The sequence below is a fragment of the Mesorhizobium sp. P160927 genome, assembly GCF_057766385.1.
Genome location: NZ_JBYMDW010000001.1, coordinates 4,090,637 through 4,111,265, shown reverse-complemented (window position 1 = coordinate 4,111,265; position 20,629 = coordinate 4,090,637). Strand labels below are relative to the sequence as shown.

The window sequence follows — 20,629 nt, the reverse complement described above, 5'->3', positions numbered from 1 at the left end:
TTGCCAGGATAAATTATGCAAACCGTACTGATCGTCATCCATCTCATGGTCGTGCTCGCCCTTGTTGGCGTGGTGCTGCTGCAGCGCTCCGAAGGCGGCGGTCTCGGCATTGGTGGCGGATCGGGCTTCATGACCGCGCGCGGCGCCGCAAACGCATTGACCCGGGCGACGGCGATCCTGGCGGCAGCGTTCTTTGTGACGTCGCTGACCTTGTCGATCATTGCCCGCTATGGCGAAAAGCCGATCGACATTCTCGATCGGGTTCCCGCGACCTCGGATGGCGCCGGCAAGGGCGTGCTCAACCAATTGCCGGGTACGGCCACGCCGGCACCCGCCGGCAACACCACGCCGACGCCGCCGTCCGGCAACGACGCCGCGACAAAACCGCTGGCAACTGCCCCGGCCACCGCGCCCGCCGGCGGCACCACGCCGCCAGCGGCCAATGGAGCCACCAACACCGCGCCGGCGTCGCCTCAGGTTCCGAACCAATAACCTTACGTTCGAAACCGCGATCTGTGTTCGTTTGAACACAGTCGCGGCAAATGCTGCGCAATCACGAAGATTCGACGGACCGCGGCGCGGTCTCGCGCTTGAGGCATACGCGCTTATTCGACTATAGATTGCACGCGGCATTTTCGCGTCCTTGGGGGACGTCGGGCGACGCCGTGGGCAACAAGCATTGAACGATCGGATCTTCGCCATGCAGCTTCGCAGCTTCATTTTCCTGGGACTTTGCGCCGCAATCGGCATGAGTTCCCCGGCCTCCGCCGCCATGCCGGCAAACATGGCCGCACAACAGTCGGTATCGCTTGAAAAGACCGACGCCATCCCCGTCGCTGCCAAAAGCGATGCGACGCAGTTGAAGCTTCTCAAGAAGAAGAAAAACCCCACGCCGGAGGATCTCGCCCAGATCAAGAAGATCGAGGCCAAGATCGTTGCCGACAAGGAGGATGCCAAGGCCAAGGCGCTCGAGGCCAGGAAAATGGCGATGCGCGAGGCGGCCAAGGCCAGGGCTGACGCAGATCGGCAGGCGTTCCTAGTCAGCAAGGGCCAGAAAGCGGCGGCAACGGACTTGGCCGACGCCAAGCCGGCCAAGAAGACCGTCAAGATCATCGAACCGATCGAACCTGTCACCCCGATCCCGGCGGCCGAGGCCATCCCAGCCGAGGCGATGAATGTCGCTTTGACGGGCAACAATGGCGAACTGCGCAGCGAGGTCGTCGGCGGCCAGAAGCAGTCAAGCGGCGGCCTGTTCGCGGGTCTGTTCGGTGGAACCTCGTCTGGCTCATCGATCAGCTATCTGCCCGAGACACGCGCGCTCGACTCGGCACTTGCCCAGAAGAACGCCAAGAAGCCGTTCAAGGTGAAGCCGGAATTCGTGCCTCAGGACGTGGAATTCACCGGCTATGACGCCGGCACAATCGTCATCGACACCAGCGCTCGCCGACTCTACCTCGTGGAATCGTCGACCACCGCACGCCGTTACGCCATCGCGGTCGGCCGCGAAGGCCTGCAGTTCAAGGGCACGGTCGCGGTCGGTGACAAGCAGGAGTGGCCGCGCTGGATCCCGACGCTCGACATGCAGAAGCGCGAGCCCAAGCACTACGGCCAGTACAAGGACGGCATGGCCGGCGGCGGCCAGAACCCGCTCGGCGCCCGTGCTATCTATCTCTATGACGGCAGGAAGGACACGCATCTGCGTATCCACGGCACCATCGCGCCGCAGTCGATCGGCACCAGCGCGTCCAATGGCTGCTTCCGCATGATGAATGAGCACGTCATGGATCTATACAGCCGCGTCCGGGTCGGCACCAAAGTCGTCATCATCTGACGTTTCCGTCATCATGCCGAAAGGGCCGGCTCAGCCGGCCCTTTTGTTTTGCTTAGCGCAATTCAATGTTTGATGGAATCTCTGTAACTGCTTTGTTTTTACTGCAAATTCCGGACGGAAAACCGCTACGCACTTTTTCCTGGAATTGCTCTAAGGTCCCCGGTCAAAACCCTTTGGCGGTGATGCCTGTCCCGAAAACCGGATCCCACTTTTCGGGATCATGGTCCGAGCGCCTTTTTGGGAAAAAGCCTTCGCGGCGGTTTTTTCTCTGGCGGAATCAATCCGGCCGCGTTAAGCGATGACTCCCATGGCGCGATATGTATTCATCACAGGCGGCGTGGTTTCCTCACTTGGAAAAGGCATTGCCGCAGCGGCCCTTGGGGCTCTCCTGCAGGCGCGAGGTTATCGCGCACGCATCAAAAAACTCGACCCCTACTTGAACGTCGATCCCGGCACGATGTCGCCGTACCAGCACGGCGAGGTGTTCGTCACCGACGACGGTGCCGAGACGGACCTCGATCTTGGCCATTACGAGCGCTTCACCGGCCGGTCCGCCAATCAGCAGGACAACATCACGACCGGGCGTATCTACAAGAACATCATCGAGCGCGAGCGGCGCGGCGATTATCTCGGCGCCACGGTGCAGGTGATCCCGCACGTCACCGACGAGATCAAGAACTTCGTCCTCGACGGCAATGACGACTATGATTTCGTGCTGTGCGAGATCGGCGGCACGGTCGGCGACATCGAGGCGATGCCTTTCCTCGAGGCAATCCGCCAGCTCGGCAACGACCTGCCGCGCAACAACGCCGTCTATGTCCACCTGACGCTGATGCCCTACATCCCGACGGCGGGCGAGCTGAAGACCAAGCCGACCCAGCATTCGGTCAAGGAACTGCGCGGCATAGGTATCGCGCCCGACATTCTTCTGGTGCGCGCCGACCGCGCCATCCCCAAGGAAGAGCGCCGCAAGCTGTCGCTGTTCTGCAATGTCAGGGAAAGCGCCGTCATCCAGGCGCTCGACGTGCCGCACATCTACGATGTGCCGATGGCTTATCACAAGGAAGGTCTGGATTCGGAAGTGCTGGCCGCCTTCGGCATTGAGCCGGCGCCCAAGCCGCGCATGGAGCCGTGGCAGGCAGTCTCCAACCGTATCCACAATCCGGAAGGCGAGGTCACCATCGCCATCGTCGGGAAGTATACCGGCCTCAAGGATGCCTACAAATCGCTGATCGAGGCGCTTTCGCATGGCGGGCTGGCCAACCACGTCAAGGTCAAGCTCGACTGGATCGAATCGGAGATATTCGAAAAGGAAGACCCGACGCCATGGCTGGAGAAGGTGCACGGCATATTGGTGCCCGGCGGCTTCGGCGAACGCGGCTCGGAAGGCAAGATCCTGGCGGCAAAATTCGCACGCGAGCGCAAGGTGCCGTATTTCGGCATCTGCTTCGGCATGCAGATGGCGTGCATCGAGGCGGCGCGATCGCTGGCCGGTGTCGAACATGCCTCGTCGACTGAATTCGGCCCGACCAAGGAACCTGTCGTCGGTTTGATGACCGAATGGCTGAAAGGCAACATGCTGGAAAAGCGCAGGGCGACTGGCGATCTCGGCGGCACCATGCGGCTCGGCGCCTATCAGGCCGAGCTCGCCAAGGGTTCGAAGATCGCCGACATCTATGGCGACACCCAGATTTCCGAACGTCACCGGCACCGCTACGAGGTCAATATCGACTACAAGCAGCGCCTGGAGGATTGCGGGCTGGTGTTTGCAGGCATGTCGCCCGACGGTGTGCTGCCGGAGACGGTCGAATACCCCGACCATCCCTGGTTCATCGGCGTGCAATATCACCCCGAACTGAAGAGCCGGCCGCTCGATCCGCATCCGCTGTTTGCCAGCTTCATCGAGGCGGCGGTGGAGCAGAGCCGCCTGGTCTGACGGCTTCCATGCGGACCTATGTCGCGCTTCTCTACAGCATCATCCTGGGAGAGGGGCGGCGGGTCGTCATGTCCGACCTCAAGGCCATGGCGGAAAGCCTCGGCCTGAATAATGTCCGCACCCTGGTGGCGACCGGCAACCTGGTCTTCGAGAGCGAAAGGATCTCGGTCGCCGGACTCGAGAAGCTGCTGGAATCCGCGTTCGAACAGGCCTTTGGCCGCCACGTCGATATCATCGTCCGTGCCGCCGAAGACTGGCGCAAACTCGCAAGCAGCAATCCATTCCCGACCGAGTCGGTGGAAGCCGGCGACCAGGTGGCGGTGCGCGTAATGCGCAAACCTGTAGCCGAAGACGCCATATCCGGGCTTCAAGCCTGTGCCGCCGCGGACGAGAAAGTGCTTCTGGTCGGCGGCGACATCTGGGTCGTCTTTTCAAGGGAGAGGCCCAGCTCGCGCCTACTTGCCGCTGCCAACCACAAGCGCATGGGCGTCGGCACCTCGCGCAACTGGAACACCGTGCGCAAGCTGGCCGAAATGATCGCGCGGTAAAGCGAGGCGGCTCGGGGCCGCCCCGCTTTGGTTTCATCAAGCTTTCGCCATCTTGGCGCTGGCGCTCACGGCCGCAGTGCGCAGCACGTAGTAGATGACGCCGGCAATCGCCACGCCGAAGAACCAGCCATAGACGCCCCACCAGGACGGCAGCCAGTTGGTGAAGTTGGGCAGGATCGACGAGAAGATGGCGCCGATGCCGGCGGCGACGAAGGCATTGACGTGCCAGCCACCCTGGAAGCGGAACTCGCCGTCCTCGCGATATAGCGCCTCGACGTCGACTTCACCTTTGCGGATCAGATAGTAATCGACCATCATCACGCCGAAGATCGGCCCCATCGTTGCGCCGATGACGTTGACGAAGGATGCGGCACTGCCTTCCCACGGCGCAAAGGGATAGAGCACCAGCGCGATGACGGCCGCGATGTAGCCGCCTTTCTTGAAGTCGATCTGGCGGGGAAAGACATTGGAAAAATCGAAGGCCGGCGAGACGAAGTTGGCCACGACATTGATGCCGAGAGTCGCCACGGCGAAGGTCAGGGCGGCAAGGGCGGCCAGGAACCAGCTGTCGAACTTGGCCGAGATCTGGTCGGGGTGCAGCAGCACCTCATGGTAGACGTCGTATGCGGCGATGGTGGTGACGCCGGCGACCAGCGAGAACAGGATCAGGTTGATAGGCAGGCCCCAAATATTGCCCTTGCGCAGCGATGCCTGGTCGGGGGCATAACGGGCGAAATCGCAGAAGTTGAGATAGAGCGCCGAGAAGTACGTCACCCAGATCGCCGCCACGGCAAACAGTGCGGTCCAAGACCCTGGATCACCAGGGACCCCCGCATCCTTGGTCTTTTCCAGCAGTACATCCATTGGGATATCGCTGGTGAAGGCGAAGGTTCCTGATTTGACGCAGAGATAGACCGCCAGGATCAGCATCATCACCCAGACCGCCGGGCCAGCCCAGTCCTGGAAGCGGCGCACCGTTTCCATGCCGCGTTGGATGATCAGCAGTTGCAGTGCCCATATGACTACGAAGCAGATCACCTCCAGGCCGGAATGGCCAAGGAAATGGGTGTTGGCGTTGAAATCGGCAAACCATTGCGAGCGGATCAGCAATGCGACGATGGCGCCTGAGGCGGCCGCTGTCTGCGCGCCGTACCAGAAGCAGGCGACGATGGCGCGCACCAGTGCCGGAATGTTGGCGCCCCAGATGCCGAAGGAGGCGCGGGCGAGCACGGGGTAGGGCACACCGGTCTTCACACCGGCGTAACCAACCATGTTCATCAGTGCGTAGATGATCAGCGAACCGATGCCGATGGCGATGATGAAATTGACGAAGCCGCCACAAAACAGAAACAGGCTGGCGGCGAGGTAGTAGCCCCATAGGCTATGGACGTCCGACGTCCAGACGTTGAAGATCGAGAACGGTCCCCAGTTCCGAACCTTGGCAGGAGCGAGGTCTTCATTATACAGGTCAGGCGATGCGCCTTGTATCGTCATTGCAATGTCCCCTTCTTGCAGCACGCGCCCTCACGCGTTGACCGCAGAGGTTACGCCTGACGTAGGGGAACCGGCAAGCAATCGATTTGCAGGCTTTGGCCTTAAAGATATTCAATGCGAACGGCGATTATCGACAGGCCCTGATGGTGAGCCGCTTTTGCAACAGGGCTGCCTGTTGATTCGAATTCTCGATCCACGGCTTCCAGTTTGCCCTGCTGCAGCAGATTCTGGGCCGTCATCCTGTCGGCGAGCGCTATTCCAGCGCCATTGATCGTCTCACGCATGATCAGCGTACAATCATCCAGCGTCGTGTTGGATTTCGGCGTTGTGTTGATTCCGGCGGTCTCTGCACAAAACGCGGCCAGCAGATGTTCGATATGAAGGCCGACATGGGCGTTGCGGCCGCAGTGGTCGGCCTGCTGATCGCGCTGGCCCGGCAAGGCAGCCCGGTGCACGTCCTCGGCGTGCTCGGCATTGCCAAGAATCGGCAACCTGGTGGCCGAACCGTTGCACGCAGATCGTCAACCTGCTTGCCGATCTCCAGGAGAAACCCGCATCGCGGTCATGTATATCGGCTCGATCGTCGAGGAGGGCCCGGCGGAAGAGGTGTTTTCAGCCCCCGCCCACCCTTACAGCCAGGCCCTGATCTCGGCCGTTCCCGTCGTGCAGACGACGCCCAGTGGGACGCGTAAGCGCCCCCCGATGCCCAATCGCGGTTGAGCGCTGCCGATCGGAACGGCCGGAGTTGAGGGAGCACCAATCCGGCCGCTAAATTTCTTTAAACATTTCTGTTTTCCGTATGGAACAAATGGCCAGGCGGGGCGTTTCACAGGGTTCGATCGAGCACATCTCGATCGACCGGGAGGAAACAATGGACTACCTGCATTTCTTTGCGCCCGTGCGGATATCGCGCGGGCAGGGGCATCCTGTAGAAGAAGTGGATAGTGTTGCCGAGGCGATGGTTTTCTTGCGTAAATGGCCGACGGGACGACGTGGCCCAGTGTATCAGTGCGCGCTGAATTGCTGCTCGGCTGCCCTGTCGGGACAGATGTCGGCGGAGGAAGCCAGAAAAGCGTTCACCGGATTCGCCCGGATCACGCGGCTTCTCGACGATGACATGGCGCTGCCGATGGGCAGCGACAGCATGGCGAGCATACACGCGCTGCGGCGATAGCCGCCACGCCCCTTTGCTTCTGGTGGATCGCGCCCGTGACGGACGCGATGGAGGTTGTGTCTGCCCTTTCGGGACATGTCGAGGTATCGCTTCTCAATTCTCCCTGAACCCACAATCGAGCGAATCGCGAACCGGCGTCAATATCAAGCATGCTAGAAGCAAAACTCGCCATTGCACCTGGATTGGACAGACCGGCATTGCCGGCTCTACCATCGCCGGTTGACGACCCGCGGGCGAAGAGGCGAAGATCTGACGTGGCCGATCCTCGGATCGTCAATGAACTCGCCCAACCGCTCCATCAACGGCTTGCATGCCGCCAACACGGTAAAGTTCGTGCTTGAACGACTCCAGCAGAACAGTCCTCTGCGGGTAGAACTGAACACGCAGGGCAGAGACGCCGACGCCGCGCGCCGCATTGCGGTTGAACTCCAGTGGTTGCAGCGCCATGCCGGACGTCCCGCCGTGGGGAAAACGAATGTCTATTCCGCAGGCATCACTATTTTGGCCGCGGTTCCCAAAGAAGCGCGATACCTGACGCCGGATACAACTCTGCTGGTGCACGAACGAAGCCTTGACGCCCCGCGGTCCGCCGCGCTGATTGTCACGCACACCTTGGCTCAGGCCTCGTCGCTGGCCGACCGCATCGTCGTTCTTGGAGGGCTCGCCAGCAGATATCATGCGTGACGTCCGGATTGCGCGGGATGACGGATCGGCTTCACGGTGTTTCGCAGCCGGAGCGCAGGCAGGCGGAGCGGGATGAAACTTGCGCTCTCGATCCTGCTGCTTCTGTTGGTCGCCGCGCCCGGGTCCGCGGCACCGCGGACGATGGTGATCGGCTATATCGGCCAGACGCGCATGCCACCCCTGCCTTTGGGACCGCTCGACCAGCCCGTCAGCGATGACGGCCTGCAGGGCGCGCGGCTGGGCATCGCCGACGACGACGGGACGGGGCGCTTCCTGGGGCAGAATTTCAAGCTCGAAGAACGCGTCCTGAAGCCAGGCGAAGCGCCGAAGGACGCAATCGCCAGCCTGGCCGCAACGGGGGTCACTTTCGTCGTGGCCGATCTCGACGCGGCCACGCTGAGCCAGGCGGTTGCAGCGCCCGTAGCGGACAAGATGCTGTTCTTCAACAGCCGCGCGCCCGACGATGCGCTCCGCCAGCAGGACTGCCGCAAGAACCTCCTGCATACGGTTCCAAGCCGCGCCATGCTCGCCGACGGCCTGGCGCAATATTTTGTTTGGAAACGGTGGCAGCGCTGGTTCCTGCTCGTCGGCCCGCATCCTGCGGACCAGGCGATGGCGGCAGCGTTGCGCCGTTCGGCGGCACGCTTCGGCGCCGAGATCGTCGTCGACAAGCCGTGGACGTTCCGGCCGGCCAATGGCCGGGCCGACACCGGACATGTCACGCTGCAGACCGAGATACCGGCCGCCACCCAGGTCGGTGATTACGACGTGCTGGTCGTCGCCGACGAGGCGGACGAGTTTGGCGCCTATCTCGAAGGCCGAACCGCATTGCCGCGGCCGGTCGCCGGGACGCAGGGGCTCGTGGCGAGCGGGTGGAGCGCGGTCAACGAGGAGTGGGGCGCAACCCAACTTCAAGATCGGTTTCGCAAGCAAGCCAAGCGCTGGATGACGGCTTACGACTACGCCGCCTGGCTTGCCGTGCGCAGCATCGGTGAAGCGGCAACACGCCTGCGAAGCCTCGATCCCGCGGCGATTACGGCGTATTTGCGAAGCGGCGACTTCCTTCTCGCCGGCTTCAAGGGACAGGGTCTGAGCTTCCGGCCATGGGACGGCCAGATGCGGCAACCTATCCTGATATCGGGACCGCGACTGCTCGTCTCCAGTTCGCCGCAGCCGGGTTTCCTGCACCAGCGCACGCCGCTCGACACGCTGGGCATCGACCTGGAGGAAAGCGCATGCAGGTTCTGATCGCGATCCTGCTGTCGATGTCCATCGTGGCCGGACCTGCCGCCGCGGAGACAATCTACGTGTCGAACGAGCAGGACAACACGGTGGCGGTGGTGGATGGCGCCAGCATGAGCCTGTCCACGACCATCAATGTGGGAAGGCGCCCGCGCGGAATGGCGCCTTCGGTAGACAAGAAGCTGCTCTTCGTTGCTGTTGGCGACGACAACCGGATCGACATTGTCGATCTTGCCAAACGGCAGGTGATCGGCCAGCTCCCCTCGGGAGCCGATCCGGAGTTTTTTGTCGTGCATCCCGACGGTAAACGGCTGTTCGTCGCCAATGAGAACGACAATCTGGTTTCGGTGGTCGATATCGCCTCCGCCAAGGTTATCGGTACTGTCGACGTCGGCGTCGAACCCGAGGGCATGGCGGTCAGTGCCGACGGCCGCTACGTTGCCTGCACCTCGGAGACCACCAGCATGGTGCATCTCATGGATGCCGGCACGCTCGAACTCCTCGACAACCTCCTGGTCGACACCCGTCCGCGCGCCGTGGCGTTCTCCCCGGATGGAAAGCAGCTTTGGGTGTCTTCCGAAATACGCGGAACCGTGACCGTCTTCGACACCACGTCTCGTGCAGAGACCGGCAAGATCGAGTTCGAGGTCCCTGGTATCCGCCGCGAGGGCGTCCAGGCGGTCGGCATCGAAATGGCACGCGACGGCGCCACTGCCTATGTGGCGCTCGGTCCGGCCAACCGGGTGGCCGAAGTGGATACCAAGACGCTGGCGGTGCGCCGCCTCTATCTCGTCGGCCAGCGGCCCTGGCATGTGGCGCTGTCCGATGACCAGAAGCGCCTGGTCAGCGCCAATGGCAATTCCGGCGACATCTCGTTCATCGATCTGGAAAATGAGGAGGTGGTGAAGTCGGTGCCGGTGGGACGCGGCCCCTGGGGAGTGGTGATCGGTCCATGAAGGCGCTGTCACTCGAAGGCCTCGGGCACAGCTTCGGAGAGCGGCGGGTCCTCGATGCCGTGTCGTTCTCGGTCGCTGAAGGCGGGATGTGCGTGCTGCTCGGACGCAACGGCGCCGGCAAGACGACGTTGTTCTCGCTGGTCACCGGCCTCTACCATGCCCGATCCGGCCAGATCGATGTGTTCGGCCACTCCATGCGAACCGATCCGGGCGCCGCACTTGCCCAGATGGGCGTGGTCTTCCAGCAGCAGACGCTCGACCTCGACCTCACCGCTGCCGAAAATCTGCGCTATCACGCCTCACTGCATGGGCTGGAGACCGGCATCAGCGAAACGAGATTGCGCGAGGAACTCGACCGGCTGGAGGTTCTCGACCGGTGCGACGAGCCGGTCCGTTCGCTATCGGGCGGTCAGCGGCGGCGCGTCGAAATCGCTCGCGCGCTGATGCACCAGCCGCGTATCCTGCTGCTCGATGAGCCGACGACCGGGCTCGACGTGCCTGGGCGCCGGGCGATCGAGCAGCACGTACGCGCGCTGTGCCGGGAACGAGGTATTGCTGTTCTCTGGGCGACGCATTTCCTGGAAGAGGTATCGGCCGCCGACGACCTGGTGGTGCTGCACAAGGGCAGGCTGCGCTGGGCCGGCGGCGCCGGCCGCGTCGCCGCGGATCTTGCGGTCGGCAGTCTCGCCGATGCATTCGATCTGCTGACGGAGGCGGGATGAAGACACCTCACGCGGTGCGGGCGCTCATGGGAATCCTACGCAGGGAGATGTTGCGAACGCTTCGGCAGCGCGGCCGGCTGCTCTCGGCGATCATACGGCCTTTGGTCTGGCTCGCCATCTTCGCCGCCGGCTTCCGCTCGGTGCTTGGCCTGTCAATCACGCCGCCCTATCAGACCTACGTGCTCTACGAGGTCTATGTCGTCCCTGGGCTGGCGGCCATGATGCTGCTCTTCCATGCCATGGCAAGCTCGCTGGCAATGGTCTACGACCGTGAGATGGGCAGCATGCGCCTGTTGCTGACAGCGCCGCTACCACGCTGGTATCTGCTTGCCGCGCGGCTGCTGGCGAGCGTCGTCGTCGGTCTGCCACTGGTCTATCTGTTCCTGCTGATCGCGCGTTATTGGGACGTGCGCCCGCCGCTTCTAGGCTACCTCGCCGTGTTTCCGGCGTTGGTCCTGTCAGGCCTGATGCTGGGCGCGTTCGGGTTGCTGGTATCGTCCGTTTCGACGCAGATGGAGAACTTCGCCGGCGTGATGAACTTCGTCATCTTCCCGACGTTCTTCGCCTCGACGGCGCTTTATCCGATATGGCGGCTCGCCGAGGCGGGGCCGGTGCTGGCTACGATCGCCGCATGGAACCCGTTCAGTTCGGCGGTCGAACTGATACGCTTCACGCTCTATCTGCGCTTCGATCCCGTTTCCGCCATTGTCGTTCTCGCCTGCCTCGTCGTGTTTTTCCTGGCGGCAGTGGTCGGCTACGACCCCGGCCGCGGCCTGTGGTCCCGGCGCGGCGGCGAGGGCTGATTATTTCAAGGCGTAGAGGTAGGCGGCGATATCACGCGCCTGCTGCTCCGTGATCCCAGTCGATGGCATGGCCGTGTGCGGATTGATCTCCCTGGCCGCTCGTATCCAACGGATCAGGTTCTCCGGATTGTTCGCCAGCACGCCACCGATAAAGACCCGGTCGGCAAGGCTGGAATCGAGGCGTGGACCAACCTGGCCCTGTGCCCCCGGCACGCCGGGGATCGTATGACATCCGGAGCACCCGTTCGCGATCATGATCGGAATGGCGCGCGCGCCCAAGCCGCCGGTCGCCATGTCCGATTCGTTGCGAACACGATCAGCGCGGTCGGACCACAAGGTCGCCGCGGCGACTGCCGCGGTCAGCAGCAGGATCGCGGCGAGCGCGCCGCTCACCATCCTAGCCAGGCCGGAGCGCATGGGTTACCTCTCTGGTTCCGCTCTTGCTTATCCAAAGGCCGGCAAGCAGCAAGGCGGCTCCGCCATAGATCAGGCCAGCCGGAACCCACATCACCAGTCCGGCGAGCTGCTGGTCCTCGATGGGGGTTAGGCCCCAGAGCGCCGCGCCTCCGGCATTTTGCGGGTACCAGAGTCTGGGCGACAACAGCAGGAGCACGCCGAGCAGACCGGTGTGCAGTGACGTGAAGAAGAGATGCATGACCGCGCTGCCACAGGCCTGCTGGCGGCCGGAACGCGGCAGAATCACCCACCAGAACAGCAGGGCTGTGCCGAGGAAGCTCGCATGCTGGGCGTAGTGCAGCACGCCCTGCTGAAGCGCTGCCTCGAACAGGACGGGAACGTGCCAGATCCAGATCGCGATACCATGGATGATGGTTGCGTTGAAGGGACGGCTGGCAACGGTCCAGATCGCCTGGACAATCCTGCCGTGCGTGAGCCTTCCCGTCCCTCGGCGGAGTGCGGCTGGCAATGCCCATATCAGGGCCGCGCCGGGGCAGGCGGCGACAAGGAGTGGCGCCGCTACCGCCATCAGCAGTTCATGCTCGATCATGTGGGCGGCAAACACGCGTTCGCCAAGCGCATGGATCGGGCTAACCAGTGCTCCGGTCAGTACGCCCCAGCCGGCGGCAAACAACAGAACCTGCCGCGTCCGCTCGGAGCGGCCCCGGCTGCTGCGGCGCCACAGCCGGCTCGCTCCGAGCGCATAGATGAGCGCGATTGCGGCCAAAGGGAGCGTGATGGGAAACGCAAGCGTCCATCCCGCTTGGGGCGCGCCGGCGCCATAGCAGATCGAGGTTGAGAAAAAGGCCTCGAAGCTCATCGCAGGCACTCGTCGAGAATGAGCGCGGCGCTGCCCTGCATGACGATGACGAGGGCAAAAAGCAAAGCCGCAAGAATGCCGAGATCGGCGACGAATTGCTCGGTCCCGCGCGTGCGCTCCGGCTTGAAAGCCGCGCCCCCCTGCCGCCGTGCCCGCCAAGAAAGCACGCCGCCGAGAAGCGAAAGCAAGGCCAGCAGCAATGCGATCGGAAGCACGACCGGAATCTGGCGATTGCACTGCCACGGAACAAGCGCGTAGTTCAGCTGCGTCGAGATTGCCCAAGCCAAAGGCCCCGACAGAAGACCACCCCAGGACGTTCCCAACCGCAGCGCGCGCATCAGCCTAGCCTCGGTACCCAGTAGATGAGCAGGTAGATCGGGATCCAGGTGAGCACCACGAAATCCCAATAGAATACGTTGTCGCCCACATCGCCGAAGCGCCGGCCGCTATAGCCATGGCGAGTGAACATCAGCACCGTCAGCACGATCGTGTCGCCCACGTCGGTGATCAGATGCGTGGTGTGCAGTCCAAGCAGCACCCAAAGCATCGAGCCGTACGCGTTTGAGTCCCAATAGATGTTCAACGCCAGGAACTCGAACCAGCGCACCACGAGCGGGGCGAGACCGAACAGCGACATCACCACCATGCCGATTCGCACCGGTACCATTGCGCAATGCTTGGCGTAGCGATTGAGGATGTGGTTTGGGACCAGGCTGGCGATCAGCAACAGGGTGAGGATGGTTCCCGGCCAATGGTTAGGTTCCGGGGCGCTCAGACGCCAGTTGGGCCATGACATCGCCAGGTAGAGATAGGCGCCGGCCGCCAGCGCGAAGCCCGTCCCTTCCAACGCCATGAAGCCGAGTGTGCCCCACCAGGTCGGGCTGCGCGGACCATGGCCGAACGTAGGGAGAGCGGAAAGGTCGGTGACGGGCCGCTGGTTCATTCCTCGTCCTCCGGATCGCCCTTGGGCCAGAACCAGCCGACCAGCGTGAGTGCGATCGGCACGGCGCCCCAGACGATCGCCCACGGCGTGAAGATCGAGTAGAGGAACGTGCCGCCCACGGCGATCGCCGCCAGCAGCGGCCAGATCGACGGCGTCGCAGATTTCTCGCGAATGTCAGGGTAGGCCTCCGCCACAGTCGAGATGAGCAACTCGCGGACATCGACGCGGAGTCCGGTTGCGACAGGGAGCGCCTCTCGTTCGGCCCACAGCGGCTCGACATTCGTCACGATCGGAATGCGCGTGAAATTGTAACTTGGAGGCGGGGACGACGTGGCCCATTCCAGGGTGCCGGCATCCCAGGGGTTATCCCCGGCCGGAGCCCCTTTCAATGCGCCATGTATCAGGTTGAAAGTGAACAGTACGAAGCTCAGGAAGAACAGCACCGCGCCGGCACTGATGAACAGGTTGATGTTTCCCCAGCCAAGCTCCGCCGGATAGGTGTAGACCCTGCGCGGCATGCCCCAAAGGCCGACGAGATGCATCGGGAAGAAGGCCGCGTTGAAGCCGATGAAGGCCAGCCCGAAATGCCAGCGTCCGAGACGTTCACTCATCATGCGCCCGGTGATCTTGGGGAACCAGAAATAGGCCGCGCCCAGCAGCGGGAATACCGATCCGCCGATCAGCACATAATGGAAGTGGGCGACGACGAAATAGGTGTCGTGCACCTGAAGGTCGAGCGGCACCGAGGCGAGCATGACGCCGGTTAGCCCGCCGATAACGAAGATGAAGAAAAAGCCGAAGACGAACAGCAGCGGCGTGCGGATCACCGGTCTGCCATCCCACAAGGTCGCCAGCCAGCAGAAGATCTGCACGCCATTGGGGATGGCGATCAGCATGCTGGACGCCGTGAAGAAGCTCGCCCCGAGCTTCGGCAATCCCGTCGCAAACATATGGTGAACCCAAAGGCCGAACGACAGGAAACCCACCGCGATCAGCGACAGGACCAGCCCTAAATGGCCGAATGTCGGTCGCCGGGCAAAAGCGGGAATGATGGAGGAGACCATCCCTGTCGCCGGCAGGAAGATGATGTAGACCTCGGGATGACCGAAGAACCAGAACAGATGCTGAAACAGCAGGGCGTCGCCGCCCTCCGCGGGATTGAAAATGTGGGTTCCGACAAGCCGGTCGAGAATGAGGAAGGTCGAGGTGATCATGACTGCCGGCATCGCGAAGACGACGACAAAGGAAGTGACCAGCAGGGCCCACACATAAACCGGTATCTTGTCCAGCGACATGCCGGGCGCGCGTTGCTTGAACACGGTGACGATGGTGGCGACGGCGACGGCGAGCGACGACACTTCGGTATAGGTGATCATTTGCGCCCAGACGTCGGCGCGCTTGCCCGGGGAAAATTCCGGTCCGGATAGGGGCACATAGGCGAACCAGCCGACGTCCGGCGCCATGTTGAGGAGGAATGAGGTCCAGGCAAAGACCCCGCCCGAGACGTAGATCCAGTAGCCGAATGCATTGAGCCGCGGGAAGGCGATGTTGCGCGTGCCGACCATCAGCGGCACCAGATAGATTCCCGTTGCCTGCACGACAGGAACAGCGAACAGGAACATCATGGTGACGCCATGCATCGTGAACAGCTGGTTGTAGAGGTCCGGCCCGATCAGCCCACGCTGCGGCCCCGAGAGTTGGATTCGCATGGCGACCGCGTTCAGCCCGCCAAGGCACAGGAAGATGAAGGCCGTGATCAGATAGCGCCTTGCGATGACCTTGTGGTCGACGCTCGACAGGGCTCCGATGATGCCGGGCGGCGTGCGCCATGCCCGCGTGAGCCAGTGGTGCAGGCTGGCATCGTCCATGCCGGTATCGCGCGGTCCGTCATGCTCGGGAGCCAGGTCGCCCTTGGTGGCGGTCTCGCGTTTCGGCGGCAGGTCGCGTTCGCTGGTCAGATCCGCGCTGCTCATTTCAGACCCTCGAGATAGGCGACCATTGCGTTGAGTTCGTCGCCGTTGAGCTCCACCACAGGCATGTGGGAACCGGGCTTCACGCCTTGGGGGTCCGCTATCCAGGCGGCGATATTGCCTCGGCTCATCGTCAACGTGCCGGCGGCGAGCGTTCGCCGGCTGGCAATATGCGTCAGATCCGGCGCGATGGTTCCTCCCGCTGGAGTGCCCCCGATCCTGTGGCACATCACGCAGGGGCGCTTTAGAAACAGGTCCTCGCCAGCCTTGGCCTCGTCGCTCGCGGGAGGGCCAGACGGTTGCAACTGGTCGTTCCACCAAGCGTCGAACTTTTCCTTCGGCTCGGCGATGATGAAGGTGCCCATGTTCGCATGCTGCGCACCGCAGAACTCGGCGCACTGGCCGCGATATACGCCAGGCTTATCGGCCTTGATGTCGAGCACATTGATATGACCGGGGATGAGGTCAAGCTTGCCGGAAAGGCTCGGGACCCAGAAGGAATGGATCACGTCCGTCGATGTCAGCAGAAGCCGCACGGGCTCCCCGGCGGGGATGTGGATCTCGTTCGCCGTGGTCAGGATGCGGCTCGGCGTGGCGTCTTCGTAGCGCACTTCCCACCACCATTGGTGGCCCGTAACGCGAATGGTGAGCGCGGCGTCGGAGCCGATCGCCGCAAGCGTCCTGTTGGCGAAGAAACTCAGCAAGGTCAGCCCGACCACGATCACTGCGGTCAGCCCGACGGCGATCACGACAACGCGCAACTTTCGATGATCGGCGCCGGCGTCGAGCACGAGCGGCTCGGCGCCGTCCCGCGACCGCATCATCAACGGCGTGGCAAGAGCAATCATCACCAGGACCCAGATCACCGCGCAAAGCGCGGTGAAAAACCAGATGAGCCATGCCAGCTCACTGGCAGCGGGCCCTTTCGGGTCGAGCGCTGATTGCCATCCCGAGCATCCCTGCAAAAACATGACGCAGGCCGTGCCGAACCCGGTCGACGCAAGGCGCTTCACGGTGATTTCCCCAGTGTGGCTGCATCCGGCATGCGGTTTTCCGACGGATGTGGCATCATGTCGTCATTGCGTTGCGGCGCGGCGGACGAGGGTGCGTTGCCGCTCAGCGAGCGAACGAAGGCGGCAAGCTCCCAAATCTGGTCATCGGGAATCTTGTCGCGGAAGCTCGGCATGCCTTTTGGCCGCCCATCGCGGATGGTAGCGTGGATGCTCTCGATCGAACTGCCGTAAAGCCATTTCTGGTCCATCAAGGCCGGCCCCATGCCGCCGCCGCCATTGGCATGACAGCCCGAACAGTTGAACCAGCTGAACAGGCGCTTGCCCTCGCTGAGGTGGAAGGCATTGGCCTCGAAGCTGGCTGCCTTGTTGTCGCTGGCGGAGGGCCGCTGTCCACCGGGTTCCAATGTCGTCACAGGCGTCGGCTGCTCGCCCGATCCGAGCGAGGATTGCGGGCGCGTGTCCCGCTCCTCGCGCTGGCATGCCGTAAGCGCTAGAACCGTAAACAAGAGCATGGCGGCACCATGCTTCATCGCACTGGGCCCCCCGGGCCATCGAGGCGCGGCACGCCGTATTCCGACAGCAATGCGTCGATCTCGGCCTTGTGCCTGGCCAGCGCGCTGTTCACATCGCCACGCAGCGCATCGTCCTCGCGCCGAACGCCCATCGAGATGTCGTAGATCATGGGCAATTGCGGTCCGTCGATGCGAGGCGTGACGGGCGTGACGCGGAGGGGCACTTTCTGCTTGGCCGCGAAGTAGCCGGCGAGCGGGCCCCAGACGACGGCAAGATCGATGTCGCCGGTCGCCACCGCTTCGACGATGCGCGCCGGAGGGTTGGGTGCGGAGTAGTCGCCATAGACGGGATAGCCGACGAGATGCCCGACGATGCCGCGGCGGCCGAGCGCCTGGACAGGAGGCGAATTGACACCGTCGTCGCCGATTAGTTGCACGCCGATCCGCATGCCGCGTAGCCGCGGATCGTTGAAGGACGCCACATCCGGACTGTCCTGGCGGGTGACAAAAACATAGGACGACCGATAGTAGGGTGTGGTGGTGCGCAGCATTTCGAGATTGGCCGGCGTGCCGGGCACGAGATCGCAAAGGCCGGCCTTCAACGTGTTGCGCACGAAGCCCCGGCGCTGTGCCCACCACGTATAGGTCAGCTTGGCGCCGAGAGCGGCTGCCACGATCTCGGCGATCCTGTTCTCGAAGCCCTGACCGGCGGCGTTGGAGAAGGGCATGTTGTTCGGGTCGGCGCAGACCCTCAATTCCCGGGCATTGGCTGCCGCCGGCAAGAGGAGCAAGGCAAGGGCGGCCATGGCGGTTGCCATTCGCTGGAGCGCCTTTCGCGCCTGGCGCGAGGCCCGCTTGAGTGGCTCAGGGCAGCCGGAACACATAGAGCGTGCCTCCCGCCGTTGTCGCGTCCTTGAGATCCTTCATCGCGTTGACGAAACCGAGGGCGGCGGTGGCGTCGCGCGGATCGAGATCGCCGGACACGATGACGCCGGCCCAGCCGCCTACACCCGACAGGATCGCCACATATTGGTGTCCGTCGGGACCGCGATATGTGATGGGCTGGCCGATGATGCCGGACGACGTCTTGAACTGCCAAAGCAGCTCGCCGGTCTTGGCGCTGACCGCCTTGAACCAACCCTCCATGGTTCCGTAGAAGACGACATCGCCGGCGGTCACGACCGCGCCGCTCCACACCGGGAAGTTCTCCTTGAGGGTCCAGGCGGGCTTCTCCGCGGCGATGTCCCAGGCGGTGAAGGCGCCCCGGTTCCCACCAGGCCCGGGGATCATGCGCACGTTCATGCCGACATAGGGCGTGCCGGCGATGTAGTTCACCTCGACGCCTTCTTCGTCCATGCACAGATTGTTATGCGGTATGTAGAGCAGCCCTGTCTTCGGCGAGAAGGCGGAAGGCTGCCAGTCCTTGAGCCCCGACGCGGTCGGGCAGATGTCGCGGACGACCTTGCCGGTACCGGTCTTCTTGTCCGGGTTTTCGATCAGACGGCCGCTGTTGAGGTCGACACCCTTGCTGGAATTGACGGGGCCGTAGGGCTTCGCGGACAGCACTTCGCCGGTGGTCCGGTCGAGAATGTAGAGATAGCCGTTGCGCTCGGGCCGGATCAGCACCTTGCGCGGCTTGCCCTGCCAGTTCATGTCGAGCAGGACCTGCTCGTTGATCCCGTCATAGTCATGAAGGTCATGCGGGCTCCACTGGTAGAACCATTTCGCCGCTCCGGTATCGGGGTCGCGGGCGAAAATCCCTGACGTCCATTTGTTGTCGCCGGGCCGCAGATCCGGGTTCCACGGTCCAGGGTTGCCGGTGCCGTGGAAGATCAGGTTGAGATCCGGGTCGTAGGAAATCCAGCCCCACATGTTGCCGCCGCCGATTTTCCAGGCTTCCGGCGGCCATGTCGTGACGCCAAGGTCCTTGCCCTTGTCCATGTCGTAATGCGGCTTGAAATCCGGGCCGATCAGCACGTCCTTGTCCGGTCCGGTGCCGTAGGCCGTCCAGACGACATGACCGTCGCCGGCGTCGAGCGCCTTGACCCAGCCGCGGACGCCCATCTCGCCGCCTGAATTGCCGACCAGCACTTTGCCTTTCACCACCAACGGCGCCATGGTGATGGTCTCGCCGATGTTGATGTTGCCTATATGGGAGTTCCAGATCGGCTGACCGGTGTTCGCATCGAGCGCGATGGTGTGACCGTCCAGTGTGTTGAAGAAGATGCGCCCGTCCGCGAAAGTCGCGCCGCGATTCACGACGTCGCAACAGGCAACCCCTTGCGCCGCGGGTTCGGGATTGGGTTCGAACTTCCATTTCATCGGCGCGCCTGGCTTGGTGAGGTCGAGCGCGTAGACGACGTTGGGGAAGGGGGCCACGATGTACATTGTGCCGCCGACGACCAGCGGCGCCGCTTCCTGACCTTTGTTGACGCCGGTGGAGAAGGTGAAGGCCACCTGCAGGTTCTTGACGTTGCCTTCGTTGATTTCGGTGAGCTCGCTGTAGCGGGTCGACGCGTAGTTCTTGGCCGGCATCGTCCATTGCCCATCGTCGCGCGGCGCGGCGGAAGCAGGCGGCGAGATCGCCGACAGTGGCGGAGCTTCGGAAGCGCCCGTCAGCAGGGGAGTGCAAGCCAGCAGCAGCACCGCAAGGAAGCTCTGGAGACGTTTTCCCGCTGCCGCCGGGCGGTTCGTGCGTACCGCGTCAACGCAGGGTGTTGCACTCCGCGCTGCTTGCTTCATTTCGGTGTCGCGCCTCCGACGCCTGAACCGAGTTCCGCCGCGATGTCGGCCTCGGTGCCCGAGCACAGCGGGTGACCCCAGCCGGAGGCGCTTTTTCCGCCGGGATCGAGATCATAGATGATGGCATCCTTACGGTTGGGATTGACGCCTGCCGGAACCTTGTCGAGGTCGAGAGCCGCGCGAACGCGCCAGGCGACATTGTGGTCGGCGCAAGAGGAATCGCCACTGACGCCAAGCGCGCCGACGATCGTTTTGCCGTCGTAAAGGGCCAGGCCCCCGCCAAACACGACGACGCCGCCGATAGGCTTGCCGACCAACGGATCGTTGGCGCTGCCGAAGGTTTTGGGATCGCCCGCATATGCCGCGGCTTGGTTGACGGGGTTGGTCGCCTGTAGTCCGAACAGCGGCCCACCCGGTTGCACGCCGGCGTAAAGATTGGCCGTCGACAGGGCCATTTGAGCCAGGCTGAGACCGTTGGCGGTGTTGGCTTTCTCCGCTGCGATGAGCCGACTCCCCGGCCATTGCGAATCGACCGCGGGGCCGCTGAACGCAATCGCGCAGACAGTGCCGTCGCGGGCAACGATCGCGCCCCATTCGTTGGTTTCAAAGCCGCCATTGGCTGGTCCGCCGCTTGCCTTCACGTTGGCTTTGAGGACTGTAAGCAGCCTATCGTGATCGGCTGGACAAGGCTGCTGAGCCATGGCCTTGTCATCGTGGAGCAGGTCGCCCATCAGCAACAGCAGACCAAAGACAGATAAGAAAAGCTGACAGCGATACATTGTC

The 20,629-nt window shown here is 63.1% G+C and carries 23 protein-coding genes and 1 pseudogene; 12 read left to right on the top strand and 12 right to left on the bottom strand.

Features of this window, described 5'->3' with window-relative positions; translation table 11 throughout:
- The first annotated feature begins 15 nt into the window (after positions 1–15).
- The 4 genes from secG to AC3CB8_RS20090 all read left to right on the top strand — a co-directional run bounded on the left by secG (position 16) and on the right by AC3CB8_RS20090 (position 4,315).
- Complete coding sequence (gene secG, locus AC3CB8_RS20105) at positions 16–492, top strand: preprotein translocase subunit SecG (RefSeq protein ID WP_352565598.1); 477 nt, start codon at positions 16–18, stop codon at positions 490–492.
- 208 nt (positions 493–700) lie between these two features.
- A complete protein-coding gene (locus AC3CB8_RS20100; RefSeq protein ID WP_023795189.1) occupies positions 701–1,831 on the top strand; it encodes a L,D-transpeptidase in 1,131 nt (376 codons plus the stop codon).
- A 298-nt stretch (positions 1,832–2,129) separates the two neighbouring features.
- A complete protein-coding gene (gene pyrG / locus AC3CB8_RS20095; protein ID WP_083883046.1) occupies positions 2,130–3,767 on the top strand; it encodes a CTP synthase in 1,638 nt (545 codons plus the stop codon).
- Positions 3,768–3,775: 8 nt separating this feature from the next.
- Complete coding sequence (locus tag AC3CB8_RS20090; RefSeq protein ID WP_352565595.1) at positions 3,776–4,315, top strand: DUF1697 domain-containing protein; 540 nt, start codon at positions 3,776–3,778, stop codon at positions 4,313–4,315.
- Positions 4,316–4,351: 36 nt separating this feature from the next.
- On the opposite strand, the gene AC3CB8_RS20085 is transcribed toward AC3CB8_RS20090, so the two are convergent.
- Together AC3CB8_RS20085 and AC3CB8_RS20080 are read right to left on the bottom strand one after the other, a co-directional pair.
- Positions 4,352–5,809, bottom strand: a complete 1,458-nt coding sequence (locus tag AC3CB8_RS20085; RefSeq protein ID WP_352565593.1) for an NCS1 family nucleobase:cation symporter-1 — start codon at positions 5,807–5,809, stop codon at positions 4,352–4,354.
- A 101-nt stretch (positions 5,810–5,910) separates the two neighbouring features.
- A complete protein-coding gene (locus AC3CB8_RS20080) occupies positions 5,911–6,093 on the bottom strand; it encodes a hypothetical protein (RefSeq protein WP_435053053.1) in 183 nt (60 codons plus the stop codon).
- An 84-nt stretch (positions 6,094–6,177) separates the two neighbouring features.
- Here AC3CB8_RS20080 and AC3CB8_RS20075 point away from each other — a divergent pair.
- The 8 genes and pseudogenes from AC3CB8_RS20075 to AC3CB8_RS20040 form a co-directional block, all read left to right on the top strand.
- Positions 6,178–6,237: pseudogene (locus AC3CB8_RS20075) on the top strand (hypothetical protein); the annotation flags it as partial.
- A gap of 136 nt (positions 6,238–6,373) precedes the next feature.
- Positions 6,374–6,529 carry an oligopeptide/dipeptide ABC transporter ATP-binding protein gene (locus AC3CB8_RS20070; protein WP_023773784.1) on the top strand — a complete coding sequence of 52 codons (156 nt, stop codon included), beginning with the start codon at positions 6,374–6,376 and terminating at the stop codon, positions 6,527–6,529.
- Between the two features lie 151 nt (positions 6,530–6,680).
- A complete protein-coding gene (locus AC3CB8_RS20065; protein WP_015317826.1) occupies positions 6,681–6,983 on the top strand; it encodes a DUF982 domain-containing protein in 303 nt (100 codons plus the stop codon).
- A 276-nt stretch (positions 6,984–7,259) separates the two neighbouring features.
- Positions 7,260–7,667: an ATP-dependent Clp protease proteolytic subunit gene (locus tag AC3CB8_RS20060; RefSeq protein ID WP_352565591.1), complete on the top strand. Its 408-nt coding sequence runs from the start codon at positions 7,260–7,262 to the stop codon at positions 7,665–7,667.
- A 72-nt stretch (positions 7,668–7,739) separates the two neighbouring features.
- Positions 7,740–8,915: an ABC transporter substrate-binding protein gene (locus tag AC3CB8_RS20055; protein ID WP_352565589.1), complete on the top strand. Its 1,176-nt coding sequence runs from the start codon at positions 7,740–7,742 to the stop codon at positions 8,913–8,915.
- Positions 8,903–9,865, top strand: a complete 963-nt coding sequence (locus tag AC3CB8_RS20050) for a PQQ-dependent catabolism-associated beta-propeller protein (RefSeq protein WP_023773781.1) — start codon at positions 8,903–8,905, stop codon at positions 9,863–9,865. The genes AC3CB8_RS20055 and AC3CB8_RS20050 overlap by 13 nt, the downstream gene beginning before the upstream one ends.
- Positions 9,862–10,587 carry an ABC transporter ATP-binding protein gene (locus AC3CB8_RS20045; protein ID WP_352565587.1) on the top strand — a complete coding sequence of 242 codons (726 nt, stop codon included), beginning with the start codon at positions 9,862–9,864 and terminating at the stop codon, positions 10,585–10,587. The genes AC3CB8_RS20050 and AC3CB8_RS20045 overlap by 4 nt, the downstream gene beginning before the upstream one ends.
- The gene (locus AC3CB8_RS20040; RefSeq protein WP_023773779.1) at positions 10,584–11,390 is read left to right on the top strand and encodes an ABC transporter permease; all 807 of its coding nucleotides are present in this window, start codon (positions 10,584–10,586) and stop codon (positions 11,388–11,390) included. Before AC3CB8_RS20045 ends, AC3CB8_RS20040 begins: the two co-directional genes overlap by 4 nt.
- Here the strand turns inward: AC3CB8_RS20040 and AC3CB8_RS20035 are convergent, their stop codons facing one another.
- Genes AC3CB8_RS20035 through AC3CB8_RS19990 form a run of 10 tightly spaced genes read right to left on the bottom strand, consistent with a single transcriptional unit; the run spans position 11,391 to position 20,577 of the window.
- Entirely contained in the window at positions 11,391–11,807 is a 417-nt protein-coding gene (locus tag AC3CB8_RS20035) for a c-type cytochrome (RefSeq protein WP_023773778.1), read from the bottom strand.
- Entirely contained in the window at positions 11,788–12,666 is an 879-nt protein-coding gene (locus AC3CB8_RS20030; protein WP_352565584.1) for a cytochrome c oxidase assembly protein, read from the bottom strand. The genes AC3CB8_RS20035 and AC3CB8_RS20030 overlap by 20 nt, the downstream gene beginning before the upstream one ends.
- A complete protein-coding gene (locus tag AC3CB8_RS20025; protein WP_023773776.1) occupies positions 12,663–13,004 on the bottom strand; it encodes a hypothetical protein in 342 nt (113 codons plus the stop codon). Before AC3CB8_RS20025 ends, AC3CB8_RS20030 begins: the two co-directional genes overlap by 4 nt.
- Positions 13,004–13,609, bottom strand: a complete 606-nt coding sequence (locus tag AC3CB8_RS20020; RefSeq protein WP_352726477.1) for a cytochrome c oxidase subunit 3 — start codon at positions 13,607–13,609, stop codon at positions 13,004–13,006. The genes AC3CB8_RS20025 and AC3CB8_RS20020 overlap by 1 nt, the downstream gene beginning before the upstream one ends.
- Positions 13,606–15,582 carry a cytochrome c oxidase subunit I gene (gene ctaD / locus AC3CB8_RS20015; protein WP_352595470.1) on the bottom strand — a complete coding sequence of 659 codons (1,977 nt, stop codon included), beginning with the start codon at positions 15,580–15,582 and terminating at the stop codon, positions 13,606–13,608. The genes AC3CB8_RS20020 and ctaD overlap by 4 nt, the downstream gene beginning before the upstream one ends.
- Positions 15,579–16,592 (bottom strand): cytochrome c oxidase subunit II, encoded by a 1,014-nt coding sequence (coxB, locus tag AC3CB8_RS20010; protein ID WP_435053099.1) that lies wholly within the window; start codon positions 16,590–16,592, stop codon positions 15,579–15,581. The genes ctaD and coxB overlap by 4 nt, the downstream gene beginning before the upstream one ends.
- Positions 16,589–17,122: a c-type cytochrome gene (locus AC3CB8_RS20005; protein ID WP_023773772.1), complete on the bottom strand. Its 534-nt coding sequence runs from the start codon at positions 17,120–17,122 to the stop codon at positions 16,589–16,591. The genes coxB and AC3CB8_RS20005 overlap by 4 nt, the downstream gene beginning before the upstream one ends.
- Positions 17,119–17,988, bottom strand: coding sequence for a substrate-binding domain-containing protein (locus AC3CB8_RS20000; RefSeq protein ID WP_352595467.1), 870 nt, complete (start codon positions 17,986–17,988; stop codon positions 17,119–17,121). The genes AC3CB8_RS20005 and AC3CB8_RS20000 overlap by 4 nt, the downstream gene beginning before the upstream one ends.
- Complete coding sequence (locus tag AC3CB8_RS19995) at positions 17,969–19,846, bottom strand: methanol/ethanol family PQQ-dependent dehydrogenase (RefSeq protein ID WP_352595464.1); 1,878 nt, start codon at positions 19,844–19,846, stop codon at positions 17,969–17,971. The genes AC3CB8_RS20000 and AC3CB8_RS19995 overlap by 20 nt, the downstream gene beginning before the upstream one ends.
- Positions 19,843–20,577 (bottom strand): heme-binding protein, encoded by a 735-nt coding sequence (locus tag AC3CB8_RS19990; protein ID WP_245275591.1) that lies wholly within the window; start codon positions 20,575–20,577, stop codon positions 19,843–19,845. The genes AC3CB8_RS19995 and AC3CB8_RS19990 overlap by 4 nt, the downstream gene beginning before the upstream one ends.
- Positions 20,578–20,629 lie beyond the last annotated feature (52 nt).

Coding starts and splice junctions, on each gene's coding strand:
- secG (WP_352565598.1), top strand. CDS start 16: ATGCAAACCGTACTGATCGTCATCCATCTCATGGTCGTGCTCGCCCTT.
- AC3CB8_RS20100 (WP_023795189.1), top strand. CDS start 701: ATGCAGCTTCGCAGCTTCATTTTCCTGGGACTTTGCGCCGCAATCGGC.
- pyrG (WP_083883046.1), top strand. CDS start 2,130: ATGACTCCCATGGCGCGATATGTATTCATCACAGGCGGCGTGGTTTCC.
- AC3CB8_RS20090 (WP_352565595.1), top strand. CDS start 3,776: ATGCGGACCTATGTCGCGCTTCTCTACAGCATCATCCTGGGAGAGGGG.
- AC3CB8_RS20085 (WP_352565593.1), bottom strand. CDS start 5,809: ATGACGATACAAGGCGCATCGCCTGACCTGTATAATGAAGACCTCGCT.
- AC3CB8_RS20080 (WP_435053053.1), bottom strand. CDS start 6,093: ATGCGTGAGACGATCAATGGCGCTGGAATAGCGCTCGCCGACAGGATG.
- AC3CB8_RS20070 (WP_023773784.1), top strand. CDS start 6,374: ATGTATATCGGCTCGATCGTCGAGGAGGGCCCGGCGGAAGAGGTGTTT.
- AC3CB8_RS20065 (WP_015317826.1), top strand. CDS start 6,681: ATGGACTACCTGCATTTCTTTGCGCCCGTGCGGATATCGCGCGGGCAG.
- AC3CB8_RS20060 (WP_352565591.1), top strand. CDS start 7,260: ATGAACTCGCCCAACCGCTCCATCAACGGCTTGCATGCCGCCAACACG.
- AC3CB8_RS20055 (WP_352565589.1), top strand. CDS start 7,740: ATGAAACTTGCGCTCTCGATCCTGCTGCTTCTGTTGGTCGCCGCGCCC.
- AC3CB8_RS20050 (WP_023773781.1), top strand. CDS start 8,903: ATGCAGGTTCTGATCGCGATCCTGCTGTCGATGTCCATCGTGGCCGGA.
- AC3CB8_RS20045 (WP_352565587.1), top strand. CDS start 9,862: ATGAAGGCGCTGTCACTCGAAGGCCTCGGGCACAGCTTCGGAGAGCGG.
- AC3CB8_RS20040 (WP_023773779.1), top strand. CDS start 10,584: ATGAAGACACCTCACGCGGTGCGGGCGCTCATGGGAATCCTACGCAGG.
- AC3CB8_RS20035 (WP_023773778.1), bottom strand. CDS start 11,807: ATGCGCTCCGGCCTGGCTAGGATGGTGAGCGGCGCGCTCGCCGCGATC.
- AC3CB8_RS20030 (WP_352565584.1), bottom strand. CDS start 12,666: ATGAGCTTCGAGGCCTTTTTCTCAACCTCGATCTGCTATGGCGCCGGC.
- AC3CB8_RS20025 (WP_023773776.1), bottom strand. CDS start 13,004: ATGCGCGCGCTGCGGTTGGGAACGTCCTGGGGTGGTCTTCTGTCGGGG.
- AC3CB8_RS20020 (WP_352726477.1), bottom strand. CDS start 13,609: ATGAACCAGCGGCCCGTCACCGACCTTTCCGCTCTCCCTACGTTCGGC.
- ctaD (WP_352595470.1), bottom strand. CDS start 15,582: ATGAGCAGCGCGGATCTGACCAGCGAACGCGACCTGCCGCCGAAACGC.
- AC3CB8_RS20005 (WP_023773772.1), bottom strand. CDS start 17,122: ATGAAGCATGGTGCCGCCATGCTCTTGTTTACGGTTCTAGCGCTTACG.
- AC3CB8_RS20000 (WP_352595467.1), bottom strand. CDS start 17,988: ATGTGTTCCGGCTGCCCTGAGCCACTCAAGCGGGCCTCGCGCCAGGCG.
- AC3CB8_RS19995 (WP_352595464.1), bottom strand. CDS start 19,846: ATGAAGCAAGCAGCGCGGAGTGCAACACCCTGCGTTGACGCGGTACGC.
- AC3CB8_RS19990 (WP_245275591.1), bottom strand. CDS start 20,577: ATGGGCGACCTGCTCCACGATGACAAGGCCATGGCTCAGCAGCCTTGT.